Origin of the sequence: Oceanobacillus senegalensis, assembly GCF_900176885.1 — a bacterium.
In the GTDB taxonomy this organism is placed as follows: domain Bacteria; phylum Bacillota; class Bacilli; order Bacillales; family Amphibacillaceae; genus Oceanobacillus; species Oceanobacillus senegalensis.
This window is the reverse complement of the sequence record NZ_LT839648.1, coordinates 4,233,161-4,250,298: the sequence shown is the minus strand read 5'-3', so window position 1 is coordinate 4,250,298 and position 17,138 is coordinate 4,233,161. Positions and strand designations below refer to the sequence as shown.

Genomic DNA, 17,138 nt, shown 5'->3' with positions numbered 1-17,138 from the left:
TCGCTAATTTATTATGTAACGGCCAGTTTCGTTTATCTTAATCATTTCTTTTTAGATTAGCTTCCATAAAGATGTAGATACTAAGATCGGAGGTGTCGTGATGAAAAGAAATAGATTATTTTTATTAGGACTATTCGTTCTTCCTTGGTTGACAATCCCTTTACTTAAAAAGAATGAATTTAAAAAATATCTCCCAGCAGTGATATTTATTGCAACCGTAACGAAAGCCTTAGATGGATTCGGAGAGAATAGAAAATGGTGGAAGTTTTATAAAAGTATACCATTTTTCAAAAGTATAAACTTCTTTAACCTTGGCCCTTATGTCGTGAGTAGCTTTTGGATGTTAAAATTTACGTATGATAAGTTACCGCTGTATTTAATATCAAATTTTATTTTGCAATTTGTATTTACTTTCTATGGGGGATTAACCTTTGTACAAAGGTATAAGATATTTTCACTGGAGAAAATGTCGAAGTTACAGTACTTACTAAGTACATTTTTCAGAGCCATCATTCTTTACGGATTTCAGTCTATTTGTGATTTTAGTCAAAATCGGAATCATAATCATACTTAACATTTACGTTTCCATTTCTTTTTTTCACCAAACATCTAATAGATTGCAGTTATAATAACCTGTGCTTCCTAAAGAAGGAGAAGCACCGATTTTTCCTTATTGCAGGATTGAAAAAGAAAACGTATATTAAAAATACCTAAAAATGGAAGTTTGGGAGGGTAGAACATGGGTGGAGTAATCGTGTTTATTTTACTTTTTGGCTTTTTATTATTGTACTCCTTTGATTTTACAAAGTTAAAACAACAAAATGAAACCATCATTGAGCAAAACGAAAAGATCATTTCTTTATTGGAGGAAATGAAAAAGAAATAATTTTTCGCATTCACCTAATTGGGGTGGTCGCCTTTTCTTGTTTAAAATTCAACCATATTATTGGAATATTATGTATGTTAGTATGGAATAGACAAGATATAGTGAATCTTCAATCAAAGGGTTCTTCCTCTAACCCCATTGATTGTTAAATGATATTTAGATGGCCGTTATGGAACTTGGGGGGATTATCATTTTAATTACAGTTGGTTTCTTGATTGCGTTCATTACCATTATATTATTTTTGATGTTTTGTACGAATCTACTAATCTTTTTCATTAAAAAGAAATCGTTTCCTAAAAATTTATTGATAGCAACGTTGTCGGGGGTTGTGATGGTATCATCCATCTATCTATATGAAATGTACTTTCTTACATTTGATGAAATAGACCGAGAATCCATTCAAAGAGGACCAGGACCTGTAACATCCCCCACGGATGCATATACAGCTAATGCCTATTATGAACTATATGGTGGTGCTGCAGGCGGTGTTAATGTATGAGTCGAAATCACGGACCATGAGAAGAATGAAGTTCAGACGGTTTATTATAGTGACGCAAAACGGAGTATATCATTGGAATGGCTGGATGGGGATACCCTATACATTCTAAATAACGAACCGGATTATCCAAACTCAAATCGAAGTATCGAATTAGAAATAGGGAAAGAAATTTATCACGAAAATGGGTTAGCTTGTAAAAGTTGGATCATGCAAGACGAATATGAAACGTGCTATCAAAACTAACATCCTCGCTAACCGGGGATTGTCTTATTGAGGCAGTCTCACTTTTCAGATTGTGGGGGACCTTTTTGATGAAAAACTATTTCATTTTCCATGTTATTCTATTATGTTGCATACTACTCATCTCAGGTTGCGACAATTCAAAGGACAAGGTAGCTACCATTTCCGCTCATTCTGATTCTGAATATGTGCAAACCTTTGAAGATTTACATTTAGGGATACTATTCGATTTTGATTTCAAATTACTTCATGCAGATAAGCATTGGGTAGATCTTTGGATGGAAAGATACCAAAACGGAATAAAAGAATCACAACCACTAACACAATTATCTTACGGCAACAGTCCGAATCATGGTAACGAAGGACAATTGGGTTTTGGAGTGATAAATCCAATTTCTGAAGACACTTTTGTTTTTCTATATGGACCCGATGTAAGAACCGAACCATCACGAATCGAAAAGGAAACTAAAGACGATATGTTAACATCATGGGACTATGCCATTGGCGATGAAGAAGTAGAGTTAGCATTAGGTGAAACAAAAATCTTAGCAGTATATAGGGAAACGGAAGGTAATTCCATTCGTACAGTTGATTACCAAGATAAGGAGTCTTTAAATAACATGATAAAACAAGATGACATGGTATGGTTATTGAAGATAAGGATAGAAGAAACCAATGCAAATCATAACGAGGGGATGCAGCAGAAGTCATAGAAGAAAGATAGTAAAAGATATCCGGTTATAAAAATACTTGCCCGAAATTCAGATTGGAGGAATATATTATTTTTTTGTTAGCAGCCATTGGTGGATTAAACGTAGGAGATATGATTTTTCAACTGATTTTTTTCATCGTTTTCATTGCAATCGTTGTAATGATTATTGCGCTCCCTTTTCAGTTTAATAAAAAAAATAAGCGTTTAAAAAACATCGAAGAAAAATTAGATAAGTTACTATCAGAAAAAGAAAATAACTAAACCTAAGCAATCGCTGAACAAGCTCTTGTCCAATTACTATCAGACAGGATTCGTTCCATTCTAAACTGGCCGATTAGATTAATAGGGAAACCTTATTAAAAGGATTCCCTCCATATTGCCTCGTACCAAATATTTCAAAACATGTCATTACCATTTCATGACATGTGCAAATATGAAGGCACCCATCTTATGTAAGATTGATGCCTTTTTGAAATATACTACTTAATATGGATTTGCTGTAACGCCTAATACGGATGCACGAATCATATCGGAATCATTTAATTTTTTTAATTCTGCTGCTGTACCCGTTACAACAACACCTAATACGTCTACATGGTCCGCAGAAAGAGTAGAAGTTTTCCCTTTTATATAGTTATAAATACGTTGGAATTCTCCAAAGTATTTCCCACCTTCTATACTAAATCCTGTTTTAATGTCTTCAATAAACACCTCTTCACTTTGGGAAGGATTATGAGGCAAATGGTTGAATCCATATACCTGAGATGCTAATTCTGGAAATGCTGGTATGGTTTCATCTCCACGATTTATTTCTTTTATCCCATCCAAATTCGTATACGTATCTGCCCAGTACCATTCGAGTGTGACATCTTCATGAATGAAATCACGTACTTCTTCTGGTGTATATTTTTTATCAAATGATAGAGCCATTTCAACGAGCGTTTCGTCGGTCAAATTATTTAAGCGATTCAGGTCATTTCTAACATCATTGTATGTCACTTCTGGATGATAGAATTGCATAATCCTTTGTTTGGTGTCACGATTGTAATACCTTTTTTGGCCATCCTTTTCGTCGATTAACTGAATCGGTGTATGGTCTCCTGCTAAACGACTAATTCCCCCAAAGAGACTATACGTAACCACTTGATCACTCCAGTTAACTGGTATTCCCTCTATCTCTTTATAGCGGTCAAAAATTAAAATTCCCTCGAAAAGGCCATTTCCCATCTTTTGAACGCCTAACGCTTCTATGTTCGGGTCACTTATTCGGGTAAATAATTCAATATCTCGTACTGCATTCTCTTGATTCCATCTCATCATGGATAACCAAGAAAAACCTAAGACGATAACTAAAAACATTACAACAAATAACGTAATAGCGATGTTACGAATAATGGTCATTATTTTGGCCTTTCTAACTGTTCTTTTAAATGTAGGCTTATTTAAATTACCATTAAAAAGCTCATTGAGTTCTTTTTCCTTTTTACTATCTTTGTGATCCGTCATTTTTTGTTTGCTCCCTTCTGTACTTTTGTTTAAACGATTCCCTAGCACGATATAAATACGTTTTTAACGTACCTATGTTTAAATCCAACATTTCAGCAATTTCTTGATAACTTAACTCCAAATCATATTTTAATAATAATAGTTGCTTGTGAAGAGGAGTTAATTGATTAAGTAAATCTTGGATCTCCTTGTTCCTTTCATCTTGTTGAATAAATTCTTCCGGTAAAAGAGATTCATCTACGAGTTCAACGTTTTCCATGGATACTCGAACGTTTCTTTTTTGCTTCCGACATAAGTCATAATATCGATTAAGGGAAACACGGAATAGCCAACTGTATGCCTTGTTAGAATCAATCGAATCCATATATAAGATAAATTTATATAACGCTTCTTGTATGATATCTTCTGCATCACTAGGAGCAGCCCCAATTTTCACTAAATACTTAAAAATGATTTCGGATTTTTCCTGTAACATTTCTTGCAGATCTGCATTTAATTTCAACAACTCCCCTCCCTTCTACTTATTAAACGATTTGTATATTAAAAAGTTAACATCAAAACAGAAAATAAATAGGAGAAACTCCAATTATTTTGACCCATCCTTTTTCAATTAAAAGAGTATGAAATGGAAACCCGTTGAATAAGTATGAAAAAGGAGATTGCTAGTTATTATTTCTTCTTGCTTTCGTTTTATCTCCAAATTTCTTTCCTGTACTTGAAGGTGAGTGAACATGAGAAATAGAATGAAAACAATAAAAATACTTAGTGGATACAGGGAAACTAGATTAATGGTTCATGTTTCAGATACTCCTAGAAAAATAGAAAAAGGATTAATGTTTGTTGAAATATTACCCGAAAATGAGGGGATGTTATTTGTGTTTCCGGGAAAAATATATGGTGGCTTTTGGATGAAAAACACATGCATTCCTTTATCGATTGCTTTTCTTGATTCAGATGGGGAAATTCTAAAAATACTAGATATGCAACCTTGTCAAGGGAATGACTGTCCCATCTATAATCCAGAACGTTTTTATCAATATGCCATCGAAGTGAATCTAGGATGGTTTGAAAAGAATCAAATTAAAGAAGGGGATTATGTAAAGTTTGATTGAATGTAACTTATCTCGTAGGGTGAGACAAGGGATTTGTTAAATTTTTGGATAAAATATTGGACCATACATTTCAGATAAGTCTAGAATGTAGGGTCCTTTTATTATCCATGTAATGATAGGTTCATAGTCGTTCAGTCCTTTCATTTTATCAGCGGTCCTTCCCATTTATCAGCTTTCACTCTGACTTATCGGCTTTCACACTAACTTATCGGCTTTCACACTAACTTATCGGCTTTCACACTAACTTATCGGCTTTCACACTAACTTATCGGCTTTCACACTAACTTATCGGCTTTCACACTAACTTATCAGCTTTCACACTAACTTATCAGCTTTCACACTAACTTATCAGCTTTCACACAAACTTATCAGCTTTCACACAAACTTATCAGCTTTCACACAAACTTATCAGCTTTCACACAAACTTATCAGCTTTCACACAAACTTATCAGCTTTCACACAAACTTATCAGCTTTCACTCTGACTTATCGGCTTTCACACTGGTTTACCGGCTTTCACTCTGATTTATCGGCTTTCACACTAGTTTATCGGCTTTCACACAAACTTATCAGCTTTCACACTAACTTATCAGCTTTCACACTAACTTATCAGCTTTCCTATCAATCTCCCCCTTCCGATATTTAAGTGAAATATTCCACTATTTCTATTATTTTATAGCTATAGATAACGCCTACTATAGGTGTTAAAATAGTTTCAATTCAACTAGAAGGAGCACAATTATGCAACAACGAATTTCATTTTCTACTTATGCCATCATTGGCACGATGCTGTTTGGAATGTTCTTTGGTGCGGGAAACTTAATTTTTCCAATCCAATTGGGGCAACTCGCTGGTACGAATTTTTGGCCGGCATTAATTGGATTCCTTATAACTGCTATTGGGCTACCATTTATAGGGATTTTGGCATTTGGTTTATCTGGGAGTAGTGGATTACGTGATTTAGCAGGTCGAGTCCATCCGCTATTTGGATTGGTCTTTTCCATCGCACTTTACTTAACCATCGGGCCGTTTTTTGCGATTCCACGGACAGCAACGGTTCCTTTCGTGGTCGGATTTGAACCATTTATATCTCCCACACAAAGCAGTTTATATTTAGGAATCTTTAGCTTGATGTTTTTTGTGATTGTCTATTTCTTCTCTTTGAATCCGGCAAAGATTATAGACTATATCGGAAAATATTTAACGCCTGCGTTCTTACTGTTTTTATTTATTATCATTATCACTGCTATCGTGAAACCAATGGGACACTTCGGTCAGCCAACTGGTGATTATAGCGGCTTACCTTTTATAACAGGGTTTAAAGAGGGGTATAACACCATGGATGCCCTTGCATCCCTCGCATTCGGGATTGTTGTCATCAAGGCAATAAAGGGACAAGGCATCCATCATTCGAAGGAAATCGCCAAAGCGACGTTGAAATCAGGCATTTTCGCCATGGGACTAATGATGCTCCTTTTCGGACTTATCGCTTATATGGGGGCATCGAGTATATCGGCCATCGGGGCATTTGAAAACGGTGGTTTAATTTTTGCAGCAGTTGCTCAGCATTATTTTGGACCATTCGGAAATATTTTACTGGCTATTATTATTGTACTAGCTTGTTTAAAAACCAGTATCGGACTGATTATATCTTGTAGCGAATTTTTTAATCAGGTTTTTCCAAAAATAAGCTATAAATGGTTCGTTCTGATTCTATGTCTTCTGTCATTTTTCATTGCCAACTTTGGTCTAACCAATATCATTCAATATGCAGTACCCGTATTAATGTTATTGTATCCGTTAGCCATTGTTCTGATTTTATTAACCCTTTGTTCACCATTATTCGGTCATAAGCAAAGTGTTTACGCATCAGCCATCGTATTTACGTTCGGTGTAAGCTTCTTCGACGGCTACAACGCGTTAGTGGATAGCGTGCCAGGCACTGCCATCGCTTTGTTTGAATCGATTACCTTATTTTATATGGATTATTTGCCGTTTTACGAGATTGGTCTCGGCTGGATGTTACCAGCTCTAGTCGGTACAGTGATTGGGCTTTTCTGGCCGGCAAACTCTAAAAAAAATCCATAACCACAAACTGGGACCAGCCTTCGAAATGCTTCGAAGCTGGTCCCCTATTTGTTCTCCATGTCTGTAAAATAGACTTTCGCCTAATAATAGCACCTCATAGATCAGTAAAACTAAACATACAAATTATCAGGAGTTTTTCGAATAACAATCCAACGATTATACAAATCTATCAACAATCCACTTCCGAACATAAACAACAATGTTCCCGGGCCGATTCCAATTAGTTGTTGGCGATAGATACTAATGATCACCCCTATGGATAACGGTATTGCCGTCCATACAATCGTTCCCAATGTATAATTTTTCATGAGTTTCCCGAAGGCCTTCAGTAAAAAATCAGTAGGTAGATAGATAGAACTTGCTTGGAAATAGATACATATTGCTATGGCTATGAAATTGAGCCCGATGAATAAGTATATATAACGGATAGCCGTATGTTCCGGCACATATACGAGCTGGTGTATGTATAAAAATAAATCAATGCAAACGCCAAATAGGAATGCCAGAAGCATACTTTTAATAATTACTCCCACCGTAATTTTCACCTTCATAAAATAGCTGAGTAACAAGGCAAAAAGATGCAAAATAATAATGCAAACACCGATGGAAAAAGGTAACACGTACACGAGATTTTCCCCCGCAGAGGTCCAGGGTGCACTGCCCAGGTTAGAAATAATCATAAAACTATTCCCCAAAGCATTAAGGATAACAGAAAATATAAACCAAAATGAATGTACAAACGATCGTTTCATAGAAACCTCCTTTTATGCCTAAAATGATGCTTCATAGGCTTTATACCAATGATATGGTTGTATTTCCTTTAATGTTTTATACTCTAGTTTACCACTTGGATTCGTTACAGCCGCTTTGACATTTTCTCCCCAGTAAAAAAGTCTTTCCTGACATACACCACAAGGGGTTAAAACGGTAAACTCCGCATTTTCATCATCCCTTACAACACAAACCGTATGTGTAACCTTAGTATTCCGTTTATGTGCTTCCAGGATTGCACCCATACATAATTCAGTAGAAGCATTGATAACGTCTGGCGCTACACTTGTTAACATTCGACCATCTTCCGTATACAGTATACGTAGGATATCTTTTTTCTATCAAATCAATGGCTGCTTGATAAAGATATTTTGTTCCACGTCCATTTTTATCCTCCTTCCATATTCTCTTCCTTTCATAGCTTATCAGAATTTGGTTTGCTATTGCATATAGGATGGATCCAGAAAATCCTGAAGATAAAGTGAATCTCAATCAGTGGGGATTTTCGATACAGGTCGTGCTAGTGTCGACAATGCGACAAATGTTTTTTGGTGGGGCGAGTAATCGCAGTCCCAGGACGTCGCGTTTTTGTTGACCTTTCATCCCCACTGATTGTTAGATGAACGAATCGGGCTTTTAGGGGCAGTTTATACCACATGGGTATGACACAAGACCCTCCCCCACCTAAAAAGATTAATGTTTCCTCCATTTCCCGAGGTGGGGGATTACTGCTCCTTAACCTGCGATAAAGTGAACCCATCCACATGGAATTATCTTTCTTCCGATAAATGATGGAGAAAGAGCCATACACTTTTAGAAAGACGTTCCGCTGGGCGCGTTATAACATTAGACAGGATAGATCTCGGTTCTAATCCATCCCAATCCCTTAACTTCCCACACGAAATCTCTAACTCTACCGCAGATTTTAATACCATTCCATATCCCATACCTTTTATGACATATTGCTTTACCGCCTCTGTTGAAAAGATGCGCTTCGTTTGGTCATTTAATTCCCCATTTATAGGAATGTCACTAGGAATAAATATCGTTTGGGAATCGATAGGATATGGAGGCTGAATTCCTATAAGTTTATCATCAGATACTTTCCTTATTCGTAAAGAAAAATGATCCTCTGGAGGTGCTAATGTAATACCTATATCAATACGGCCTGATCGAACGAACCTTTCCATTTCCTGATCTGCTCTTATTTCCCAATCTACCGTAATATTGGGATGGTTTTCATGAAAAGAACGGATAATGCTCGGTAATAAATAGGTACCTAATACTTGGGAGGTGCCGACAACAATTCTTCCTTTACTCCCTTCCTGAAATTCTTCCATTGCCCGATAGGCTTGTTCTTCTAAAGACAGAATGGATTCCGCATACTCCAATAACGTTTGACCAGCTTCGGTTGGCATTAAGTCTCTCCCGACAACGGTATATAAGTGGACGCCTACATCCTGTTCCAGCCGTTTAATCATCATCGAGATAGCCGGTTGACTGACATGGATTTCTTTTGCAACGCGGCTAATATTCCCTATCTCCATCACTCTCTTAAATACAGATAAATGATTCGTATTCATCCATCATCCCACCTATAATATTTTTGTTATAGTATTATAATAATAATTATATTTGTATTATACTCTTTTCGCTGTCAAAATAAAGATAGGAATCTAGTGAGAGGAGTATAGAAGATGAACGTAACAGAAATAAAAAACCAGTTTCCCATTTTGGAGCAATCTATTAATGGACACCCTTTAGTTTATTTAGATAATGCGGCCACTTCGCAAAAACCAAAAGTGGTTATCGATGCATTGGAAACATACTATCGATCTTACAATGCCAATCCACACCGAGGAGTACATACATTGGGAATGAAAGCAACCGATGCTTATGAAGAGGCAAGAGAAAAAGTGAAAACGTTTATACATGCAAAAGAAGTGGCGGAAATTATTTTTACACGCGGTACCACTACCTCCTTAAATTTGGTTGCTCAAAGTTATGTGAGAGAATTTCTCCATGAAGACGATGAAATTTTAATTACCGAGATGGAACATCATAGCAATCTAATACCCTGGCAGCAGGTAGCCAAAAAGATAGGAGCGAAATTAACGTACATTCCCCTATCCCCAGATGGAACGATAGATTTGGAGAATGTAAAGAAATCCATCACTGCGAAGACAAAATTTATTTCGATTACACATGTTTCGAATGTATTAGGAACGATTAATCCGATCAAAGAAATCGCAGAGCTAGCACATAAACAAGGAGCAGTCCTTTGCGTGGATGCCGCCCAAAGTGTTTCCCATCTTCCGGTAGACGTGCAAGACCTTAATTGTGACTTCTTAGCGTTTTCTGGTCACAAAATGATGGGGCCAACTGGAATTGGCGTTTTATATGGGAAAAAGGAAATCTTAGAAAAAATGCCTCCGGTTGAATATGGTGGAGAAATGATAGATTTTGTTGGTTTATATGAATCTACCTGGAAAGAACTCCCTTGGAAGTTTGAAGGTGGTACGCCAATCGTTGCAGGAGCAATCGGTCTTGGCGCAGCCATTGACTTTTTGGGGCAAATTGGACCGGAAGCGATACGACTTCATGAGGAAAAACTAACAAGCGTTGCATTGGAGCAACTATCTTCAATCGATGGCATTTCCATCTATGGACCAACGAACCCGAAACAAAGAGGGGGATTAATTACATTTAATGTGGATCATGTCCATCCTCATGATTTGGCAACCGTCTTAGACTCGGAAGGAATTGCCATACGAGCTGGACACCATTGCTGCCAACCTTTAATGAAATGGTTACAGGTATCCGCAACAGCACGCGCTAGTTTCTCTCTGTACAATACAGAAGAAGATGTTACCTCACTCGTGAGCGGAATTAAAAAAGCAATGGCATTCTTTGAAGATGCATTTGTATAATCAGTTAGCGACAGATGTAAGGCTGTTTTAAAAAGAATGAAGTGAATCTTCCATCAGGTGGGGTCTTTCATCCCCCACCTACATAATTCGTTTTTCCTCTATTTATGAGATACAGAAGGAATGGTGACTGCCACTTATTGAACAATCGCTCCGGGTCCTTGAATAAAAGCTTTTATTTATTTCAATCACCCTGACAAATTTTTCATTCGGATAATCTCTCCAATATTATAGCCTACCCAAGCACCTATAAATGGGAAAGCATCCATAGGAAAGTCCAATCTTATAGAGTTTAAACCATTAACGAACACTAAAACTGTAATAAGAACACTGATAGCACTGATAATAACGGTATCAATGATTTTCCTTCGCTTCCAACGCTTCTCCCCCAAACGAATGCTGTCCAATTTGTGCACCATTCTATTTGTCTTTGTACCAATAGGTCTTCCCGTCTTTAAGGTGTACAACGTGATGACTACGATAATCCACATAAGCACACAAAATCCGCCAATGAGAAGGGAGGACTTTCCGTTCTCGGCAAAATAACCAAAAAGAGCGAATATCAGAAGCAATACGAGATTGTTTTGGACTAATTGCTTCTTTTTCAAGCGCTTCACTTCTTGTATATTCCATTTTGTTTCGTCCATGTTATCCTCCCTTTCCATTTGATATCGATCCTGCTCCGTATAATAACTTCCACATCCATGCTAATATAATATTCCAAAGCATATTATTGGAATGAATTAAAGGCGACCATTTTAGATCATCTTCTTACTGTATTGCAACCTTTTGTTTAAAAAAACATCCTTTATTTGCTGGTTTATTTAAATATATTATAGGTAATTATTTCTGATTTCTCATAGCCCTCGTTACAATGCGAGACACAAAATAACCCATACCACCAAGCCCTAAGATACCTACTATAATAAGTAAAGGAATTTGTTCAGCAAACAGCATACCTACGACAAATAAGATAAAACACAGTATTATTCCTACAATAGAAAATATGGTGTCTGGTTTAATATTCAATAATCCCACCCTTTTATATTTTAATACGGTTGAATCGGATAGAAGTTCCAATTTTAGGCCGATTTCCCACTTAATCGTATCAAAACCCTGTTTTGCTTATTCAGCAATCCTCCCATTTAGCATAATTGCTAATCAAGATAGGATTTCAAAACATGGATGTAAGCAAAGAAACATAAAAAAGCCTAATATCTCTTGTAAATGAGACATTAGGCTTTCGTGAACCTTTTTAGGAAAAACGATTATATCATAAATGTTTTATCCTATATGTGAGTTCACTTCATCTATTTAAATTATTGCTGTCCTTTTTTAACGTATTCAGCAATCGTTACCGTACGTTTTGCTTGATGTTTCACAGCACCTTCTACATCTTCAACCATCTTACCGTCTTGGTCTACGGTTACACTTGTTCCATATGGATTTCCACCCGAACCGAAAATGACTGGATCTGTGTAACCTGGTGTTGCAATAATTGCACCCCAGTGCATCATGGATGTATACAATGATAGAAGTGTTGCTTCTTGACCACCGTGTGGGTTTTGTGCAGAAGTCATACCACTTACAACCTTATTGATTGTTTTACCATTTGCCCAAAGTCCGCCTTGTATATCAAGGAACTGTTTCATTTGGGAAGGCATATTACCAAATCGTGTAGGTACACTGAAGATGATTGCATCTGCCCATTCCAGATCATCAGAAGTTGCTACCGGAACGTCTTTTGTAGCTTCCACTGTATTTTTCCAAGCTTCGTTTCCTTCAATAACAGATTCTGGAGCTAATTCTTCTACTTTTAATACTTTTACTTCAGCACCTGCTGCTTTTGCTCCTTCTTCTGCCCATTTTGCCAACTGGTAGTTTGTTCCACTCATACTATAAAAAACAACTGCTAAATTAACGTTTGACATAGTTTCATTCTCCTTTGTTTTTCCAAATAATTTGTCTAATAATCCCATTTTTTTATGCACCCTTTCTAGGTTGTTTTTCTACTTACTCTTATAAAAACCACCTCCATTAAAACGGGGAACTCGAAGTTACTCCATACTTCTTATCCCCATATTAGAGGAATTTATTTGAATCTCCATTTATTATTTCTTTCATTTATTTAAGCTTGATTTAGCTACTTAAATTACTCTCATTTTGCCCTTTAAAAAAGAAATGATTAAGAGATAAAAGCTTGCTGCCATTTATAATCAAGTGTACAGAAATGATTAGTAAAACAAGATCATACACATATCCATTTAGAAATCCATCTGGAAGTTTAACCGTAAAGATGGCGCCAAGCATAATTAATCCGAATAATACCGATACAATCTTGGTTCCTAACCCAAGGATGATTGCAATACCACCTACTAATTCTACTATGGCTACTACATAGGCAAGGAATCCTGGTATTCCTAAACTTTCAAACCAACCAACTGTATTACCTATTCCACCTTGAAACTTAGATACTCCATTTGCTAAGAAAACAAGTCCTATCACAACACGAAGTAAAAAATTACCAATTTCAACTCTGTTTGTATATAACATAAAAATAATTCCTCCATTCCATATGATTACTTAATTATTCCTGATTAATATATTATTATTTGATATATTAGTAATTAAAGATATTAGTCAAAAAAAATAAAAACAACCTTCCTACTTAATAATGCTAATTAGTATATTACTAAACTGAAATATCTACTTAAAAAATGGAAACATACAATTATATTTAATTCATAATATATTAATCTAATACAGATTGTATGTTACCTCCTATGAGTTGTCAATAGCCTTTTTATAAAAATTACTCTATTGTATAGTTCTTTACAGATAACCCTAATTTCTTTAATTGCTCAATCATAGTCGCCTTTTCTTCTAAATCTAAAACACTCATCATTTCCGTCATTAATGCTTGATGTTTCGGAAAAATCTCTTCCATCAACTCTCTACCCTCATCGGTAATAGCAGCATAAGTAACCCTCCGATCGGTTGGACAGGCCACTCGTTTGATGTATTTTTTCTTTTCCAATTTGTCCACAACATAGGTGATGCTGCTCGAAGCAATCAGTATTTTTTTTCCGATTTTCTGTATAGGCTGGTCACCTTTATGAAATAACAACTCAAGAACTCCAAACTCTGTTAGATTCAGTCCATAGCCCTTGATACTTTCAGCTAACTTTTTTTCAATAGATTCTAACGCGCGAGACAAAACAATGAATAATTTTAAAGATGATTCAGAGTTTTCATTGTATTGCTTAGACTTATCCATTTTATTCATTCCTTTTAACTTTTCTGTACGGAGGCAATATAAAGCCTTTAATTTATATATATCCAATTATATATCCCAAATTCATACTAAATATAATTTATCTCGCACTGTACCAAATGTCAATATAACGAAAGGTAACGTACAATTAATAAATCTCTATTTCAAATTGATTAAAAAATTCTTATGCTTTTTAAACAAATACGAATATATCCTTCCCTCCTTTATAAATATATATAATTAATATATTACGAGTTAGTTTATATTTAATTCAATATAAACATAACCCTTGGTCACACATTTGTCAACAGTTATTATTCATGAATCTCACAAATATGCCTGGAGGAAGTACTCCTATATCATCTAATGCTCCTAGGGATTTGTTTTAGCCCATTGCCGTTTCATCGATTATTCTTTGAGCTTCATGTAAATGAAGTGTCTTTATGGATCGAGGGAGAAAACTTCGAATCTCGTCTTCGTTATAACCTACTTGCAATCTTTTTCCATCAACAATAATTGGTCTTTTTAAAATTCCAGGGTTTTTTTGAATCATTGGGTATAGCTCTTTCATTGGCAGCTGATTCATATCACCATCTAATTCTTGAAATACCTTGGAGCGCGTTGAAATGATTTCTTCTGTCCCATTTTCCGTTAATCGTAATATTTCTTTTATCTCATCGATCGACATAGTTTCAGAAAACATGTTTCGTTCTTTATATGGTATTTCATTTTCTTGAAACCATGCTCTAGCCTTTCTACAGGACGTACAGCTTGGCGTTATATAGAGGGTTACCATACAACGAGCACCTCTTTTCCTTTTTTAAAAACTACATCATTCTTTCACTATTAACCGTCATCCCAGTTAATAGCGAGCAGTAAATGTTTATACACCCTTGTACCATTTACCAGCTGCGTCATCTAAAAACTCATTCAATTCTTTTGTACGGAAGATCAAGTCTTCTTCATCAAATACCCCTTCCGCTAATCTTTTAAAAAAGCGTGGCATTCCATTCTCCAGAACATTTCCTCGTACACTTAAAATATTGGCATCTGGATCAATCTTATCTGTGAGTGGCAGAAGGTCATGTTCTGTCCCTCCTGTTCCATGCAATAATAGTAATGTTGGTTTGGATGGATCATTTCCTTTTTGAAAGATATGTTTCATCGTCAATTCCCCTTTTTTTATTGGTTGAGATTCCATTTTTATTCCTCATATTCCTTCACAAACTCTTTTGTACTTCTCACTGTGTCAATAGGTCGAACTAACTTTTCAATCTCTTCCCTTTTGGATTCAAAGAAAGGAGGTAAAGCTAATTTTTCTCCAAGTGTTTCATAGGGCTCATCCCCCATAAACCCTGGGCCATCTGTTGCCATTTCAAATAATATTTGTGGTGCCACATTCGTATACAATGATCCAAAATAGTAACGTTCCACATATCCGGAATTAGGAAAGCGGAAGGTGTTCAATTGTTTCATCCATTCATCCAATTCTTGACGGTCATTAACACGGAATGCTGCATGGTGAACCGTTCCATATCCTTGTCGTGCTGGAGGTAGAATCGTATTATACTCCACAATGACTTGGGCACCATTTCCACCTTCACCCGTTTCAAATAGGTGGAAGGAACCTTCGTTATCTATTTCTTTAAATAATAGAACTCTTTCCATCATTTCCTTAAAATAATCAACATTGTCAACCCGTACAAAGATTGGGCCTAAACCAGTAATCGCATATTCTAAAGGAATAGGTCCCTTTTGCCATGGTGTACCGGAATCAACACCTGTGTTGGTTTCATCAGAAATCAACTGATATTGCTGGTCATCAAAGTCGACAAAAGAAAGTGTCTTTTTGCCAAATTGCTCTTTTATTCCTGTATGTTTCACTTCAAGCCGATTGAAACGTTTTACCCAATAATCCAGTGCCTTATCATTCGGCACACGGAAGGATGTTTTGAAAATTTCATTCGTACCGTGAACGCCTTTTGGTATACCAGGAAAATCAAAGAACGTCATGTCGGTACCCGGGCTTCCTTTATCATCTGTAAAATATAAATGATACGTTTGAATATCGTCTTGATTCACCGTTTTTTTAACTAAACGCATGCCTAGCACATACGTGAAAAATTCATAAATCTTTTCTGCACTGCTTGTGATTGCTGTTATGTGATGTAGACCTTTTAATTGATTCAATTTTATTCCTCCCTAATAGATGGTAAAGTCTTTTCAAATTTTTTCCTTTTTGCTTCCAACCAACTTGGTAGCATCAATTCCTCACCAAGTTTTTCTGGTTCTTCATCCACTGCAAACCCTGGAGGATCGGTCGCTATTTCAAAAAGGATTCCCCCTGGTTCATAAAAATAAATGGCTTTAAAATAATGACGTTCCTTTATTTCAGTCGGTTTATATCCCTTCTTTTCCAATAACTCTCTCCATTTGGAATGTTCTTCATCATCCTTCGCCCTCCATGCAATATGATGAATCGTTCCTGCACCAGCAAGACCCCGGACAGATGGAGATAGTTTCATATCAATCCTATTCCCTAAGGAGCCTTGCGTTTGAAAACGTAAATAATTATTCTCTTGAGCTATAAATTCCATTCCTAATACATTTTCTAATATATCTACCGTCTGATTCGGCTGCTTGGAATTTAAAATGGCTCCACCAAATCCTTTAATGGCGTATTTGGATGGAATACCCTTCGTGCTCCAACTATTTTCTGGTCCTTCTTCCCGTTCCACCATCTCGAGTTTTAGTCCATCTGGATCTTCAAACTCGATATACGTTTCGTTAAAACGGACATCCGATGTGAAAGAAATTCCTTGTTCACGCAAACGATTTTTCCAAAAATCCATTGAACCTACCGGAATAGCATAACTTGTGGTACCTACTTGTCCAGTACCGATACGTCCTTTAGGAAGTTTTGGCCAAGGAAAGAATGTGATAATGGTTCCAGGATGACCTGATTCATTCCCAAAATATAAATGATATACTTCCGGTCGGTCAAAGTTCACTGTTTTTTTCACAAGTCTTAATCCCAATACGTTGGAATAAAAATCAACATTTACTTGTGGATCATTGACAATTGCCGTAATATGATGAATTCCGGATGTTTTCAAGCTTATTC

General features: G+C 36.2%; 21 protein-coding genes and 2 pseudogenes. 9 read left to right on the top strand and 14 right to left on the bottom strand.

Annotated features, from left to right (window positions below; all coding sequences use genetic code 11):
* Window positions 1-100: 100 nt before the first annotated feature.
* The 6 genes from CAO17_RS20520 to CAO17_RS20505 all read left to right on the top strand — a co-directional run bounded on the left by CAO17_RS20520 (window position 101) and on the right by CAO17_RS20505 (window position 2,598).
* Window positions 101-574 carry a hypothetical protein gene (locus CAO17_RS20520; protein WP_085994306.1) on the top strand — a complete coding sequence of 158 codons (474 nt, stop codon included), beginning with the start codon at window positions 101-103 and terminating at the stop codon, window positions 572-574.
* Window positions 575-739: 165 nt separating this feature from the next.
* Window positions 740-886, top strand: coding sequence for a hypothetical protein (locus tag CAO17_RS21225; protein WP_179152007.1), 147 nt, complete (start codon window positions 740-742; stop codon window positions 884-886).
* A gap of 169 nt (window positions 887-1,055) precedes the next feature.
* Window positions 1,056-1,385, top strand: a complete 330-nt coding sequence (locus CAO17_RS21775; RefSeq protein ID WP_245831889.1) for a hypothetical protein — start codon at window positions 1,056-1,058, stop codon at window positions 1,383-1,385.
* A gap of 72 nt (window positions 1,386-1,457) precedes the next feature.
* Window positions 1,458-1,628, top strand: coding sequence for a hypothetical protein (locus tag CAO17_RS21770; RefSeq protein WP_245831888.1), 171 nt, complete (start codon window positions 1,458-1,460; stop codon window positions 1,626-1,628).
* A gap of 68 nt (window positions 1,629-1,696) precedes the next feature.
* Complete coding sequence (locus CAO17_RS20510; RefSeq protein ID WP_085994305.1) at window positions 1,697-2,338, top strand: hypothetical protein; 642 nt, start codon at window positions 1,697-1,699, stop codon at window positions 2,336-2,338.
* Between the two features lie 53 nt (window positions 2,339-2,391).
* The gene (locus tag CAO17_RS20505; RefSeq protein ID WP_218775591.1) at window positions 2,392-2,598 is read left to right on the top strand and encodes a hypothetical protein; all 207 of its coding nucleotides are present in this window, start codon (window positions 2,392-2,394) and stop codon (window positions 2,596-2,598) included.
* A 222-nt stretch (window positions 2,599-2,820) separates the two neighbouring features.
* On the opposite strand, the gene CAO17_RS20500 is transcribed toward CAO17_RS20505, so the two are convergent.
* Both CAO17_RS20500 and CAO17_RS20495 read right to left on the bottom strand, forming a co-directional pair.
* Window positions 2,821-3,843: an anti sigma factor C-terminal domain-containing protein gene (locus tag CAO17_RS20500; RefSeq protein WP_085994303.1), complete on the bottom strand. Its 1,023-nt coding sequence runs from the start codon at window positions 3,841-3,843 to the stop codon at window positions 2,821-2,823.
* Window positions 3,824-4,345, bottom strand: a complete 522-nt coding sequence (locus tag CAO17_RS20495; RefSeq protein WP_245831887.1) for an RNA polymerase sigma factor — start codon at window positions 4,343-4,345, stop codon at window positions 3,824-3,826. The genes CAO17_RS20500 and CAO17_RS20495 overlap by 20 nt, the downstream gene beginning before the upstream one ends.
* 229 nt (window positions 4,346-4,574) lie before the next feature.
* Here CAO17_RS20495 and CAO17_RS20490 point away from each other — a divergent pair, with 229 nt between their 5' ends.
* Both CAO17_RS20490 and brnQ read left to right on the top strand, forming a co-directional pair.
* Complete coding sequence (locus tag CAO17_RS20490) at window positions 4,575-4,955, top strand: DUF192 domain-containing protein (RefSeq protein ID WP_085994302.1); 381 nt, start codon at window positions 4,575-4,577, stop codon at window positions 4,953-4,955.
* Window positions 4,956-5,695: 740 nt separating this feature from the next.
* Complete coding sequence (gene brnQ / locus CAO17_RS20485) at window positions 5,696-7,042, top strand: branched-chain amino acid transport system II carrier protein (RefSeq protein ID WP_085994301.1); 1,347 nt, start codon at window positions 5,696-5,698, stop codon at window positions 7,040-7,042.
* A 110-nt stretch (window positions 7,043-7,152) separates the two neighbouring features.
* On the opposite strand, the gene CAO17_RS20480 is transcribed toward brnQ, so the two are convergent.
* From CAO17_RS20480 to CAO17_RS20470, 3 genes and pseudogenes are all read right to left on the bottom strand, one after another.
* A complete protein-coding gene (locus CAO17_RS20480; protein ID WP_085994300.1) occupies window positions 7,153-7,794 on the bottom strand; it encodes a DUF6198 family protein in 642 nt (213 codons plus the stop codon).
* 18 nt (window positions 7,795-7,812) lie between these two features.
* Window positions 7,813-8,218: pseudogene (locus CAO17_RS20475) on the bottom strand (cytidine deaminase).
* A gap of 365 nt (window positions 8,219-8,583) precedes the next feature.
* Entirely contained in the window at window positions 8,584-9,396 is an 813-nt protein-coding gene (locus tag CAO17_RS20470) for a LysR family transcriptional regulator (RefSeq protein WP_085994299.1), read from the bottom strand.
* A 114-nt stretch (window positions 9,397-9,510) separates the two neighbouring features.
* Here CAO17_RS20470 and CAO17_RS20465 point away from each other — a divergent pair, with 114 nt between their 5' ends.
* Window positions 9,511-10,743, top strand: a complete 1,233-nt coding sequence (locus CAO17_RS20465) for a cysteine desulfurase (protein ID WP_085994298.1) — start codon at window positions 9,511-9,513, stop codon at window positions 10,741-10,743.
* A gap of 185 nt (window positions 10,744-10,928) precedes the next feature.
* Here the strand turns inward: CAO17_RS20465 and CAO17_RS20460 are convergent, their stop codons facing one another.
* The 9 genes and pseudogenes from CAO17_RS20460 to CAO17_RS20420 all read right to left on the bottom strand — a co-directional run bounded on the left by CAO17_RS20460 (window position 10,929) and on the right by CAO17_RS20420 (window position 17,136).
* Entirely contained in the window at window positions 10,929-11,387 is a 459-nt protein-coding gene (locus CAO17_RS20460) for a hypothetical protein (RefSeq protein ID WP_085994297.1), read from the bottom strand.
* A 196-nt stretch (window positions 11,388-11,583) separates the two neighbouring features.
* On the bottom strand, window positions 11,584-11,820 hold the full coding sequence (locus CAO17_RS20455) for a hypothetical protein (protein WP_245831886.1): 237 nt from the start codon (window positions 11,818-11,820) through the stop codon (window positions 11,584-11,586).
* 239 nt (window positions 11,821-12,059) lie between these two features.
* Complete coding sequence (gene wrbA, locus CAO17_RS20450) at window positions 12,060-12,671, bottom strand: NAD(P)H:quinone oxidoreductase (protein ID WP_085994604.1); 612 nt, start codon at window positions 12,669-12,671, stop codon at window positions 12,060-12,062.
* A gap of 208 nt (window positions 12,672-12,879) precedes the next feature.
* The gene (locus tag CAO17_RS20445; RefSeq protein ID WP_085994295.1) at window positions 12,880-13,293 is read right to left on the bottom strand and encodes a DoxX family protein; all 414 of its coding nucleotides are present in this window, start codon (window positions 13,291-13,293) and stop codon (window positions 12,880-12,882) included.
* 259 nt (window positions 13,294-13,552) lie between these two features.
* On the bottom strand, window positions 13,553-14,017 hold the full coding sequence (locus tag CAO17_RS20440) for a MarR family winged helix-turn-helix transcriptional regulator (protein WP_085994294.1): 465 nt from the start codon (window positions 14,015-14,017) through the stop codon (window positions 13,553-13,555).
* A gap of 382 nt (window positions 14,018-14,399) precedes the next feature.
* Window positions 14,400-14,810, bottom strand: a complete 411-nt coding sequence (gene spxA, locus CAO17_RS20435) for a transcriptional regulator SpxA (RefSeq protein WP_085994293.1) — start codon at window positions 14,808-14,810, stop codon at window positions 14,400-14,402.
* A gap of 111 nt (window positions 14,811-14,921) precedes the next feature.
* Window positions 14,922-15,179 (bottom strand): annotated as a pseudogene (locus CAO17_RS20430) (alpha/beta hydrolase); the annotation flags it as partial.
* Between the two features lie 38 nt (window positions 15,180-15,217).
* A complete protein-coding gene (locus CAO17_RS20425; RefSeq protein ID WP_085994292.1) occupies window positions 15,218-16,204 on the bottom strand; it encodes a ring-cleaving dioxygenase in 987 nt (328 codons plus the stop codon).
* A gap of 2 nt (window positions 16,205-16,206) precedes the next feature.
* A complete protein-coding gene (locus CAO17_RS20420) occupies window positions 16,207-17,136 on the bottom strand; it encodes a ring-cleaving dioxygenase (protein WP_085994291.1) in 930 nt (309 codons plus the stop codon).
* Window positions 17,137-17,138: the final 2 nt, after the last annotated feature.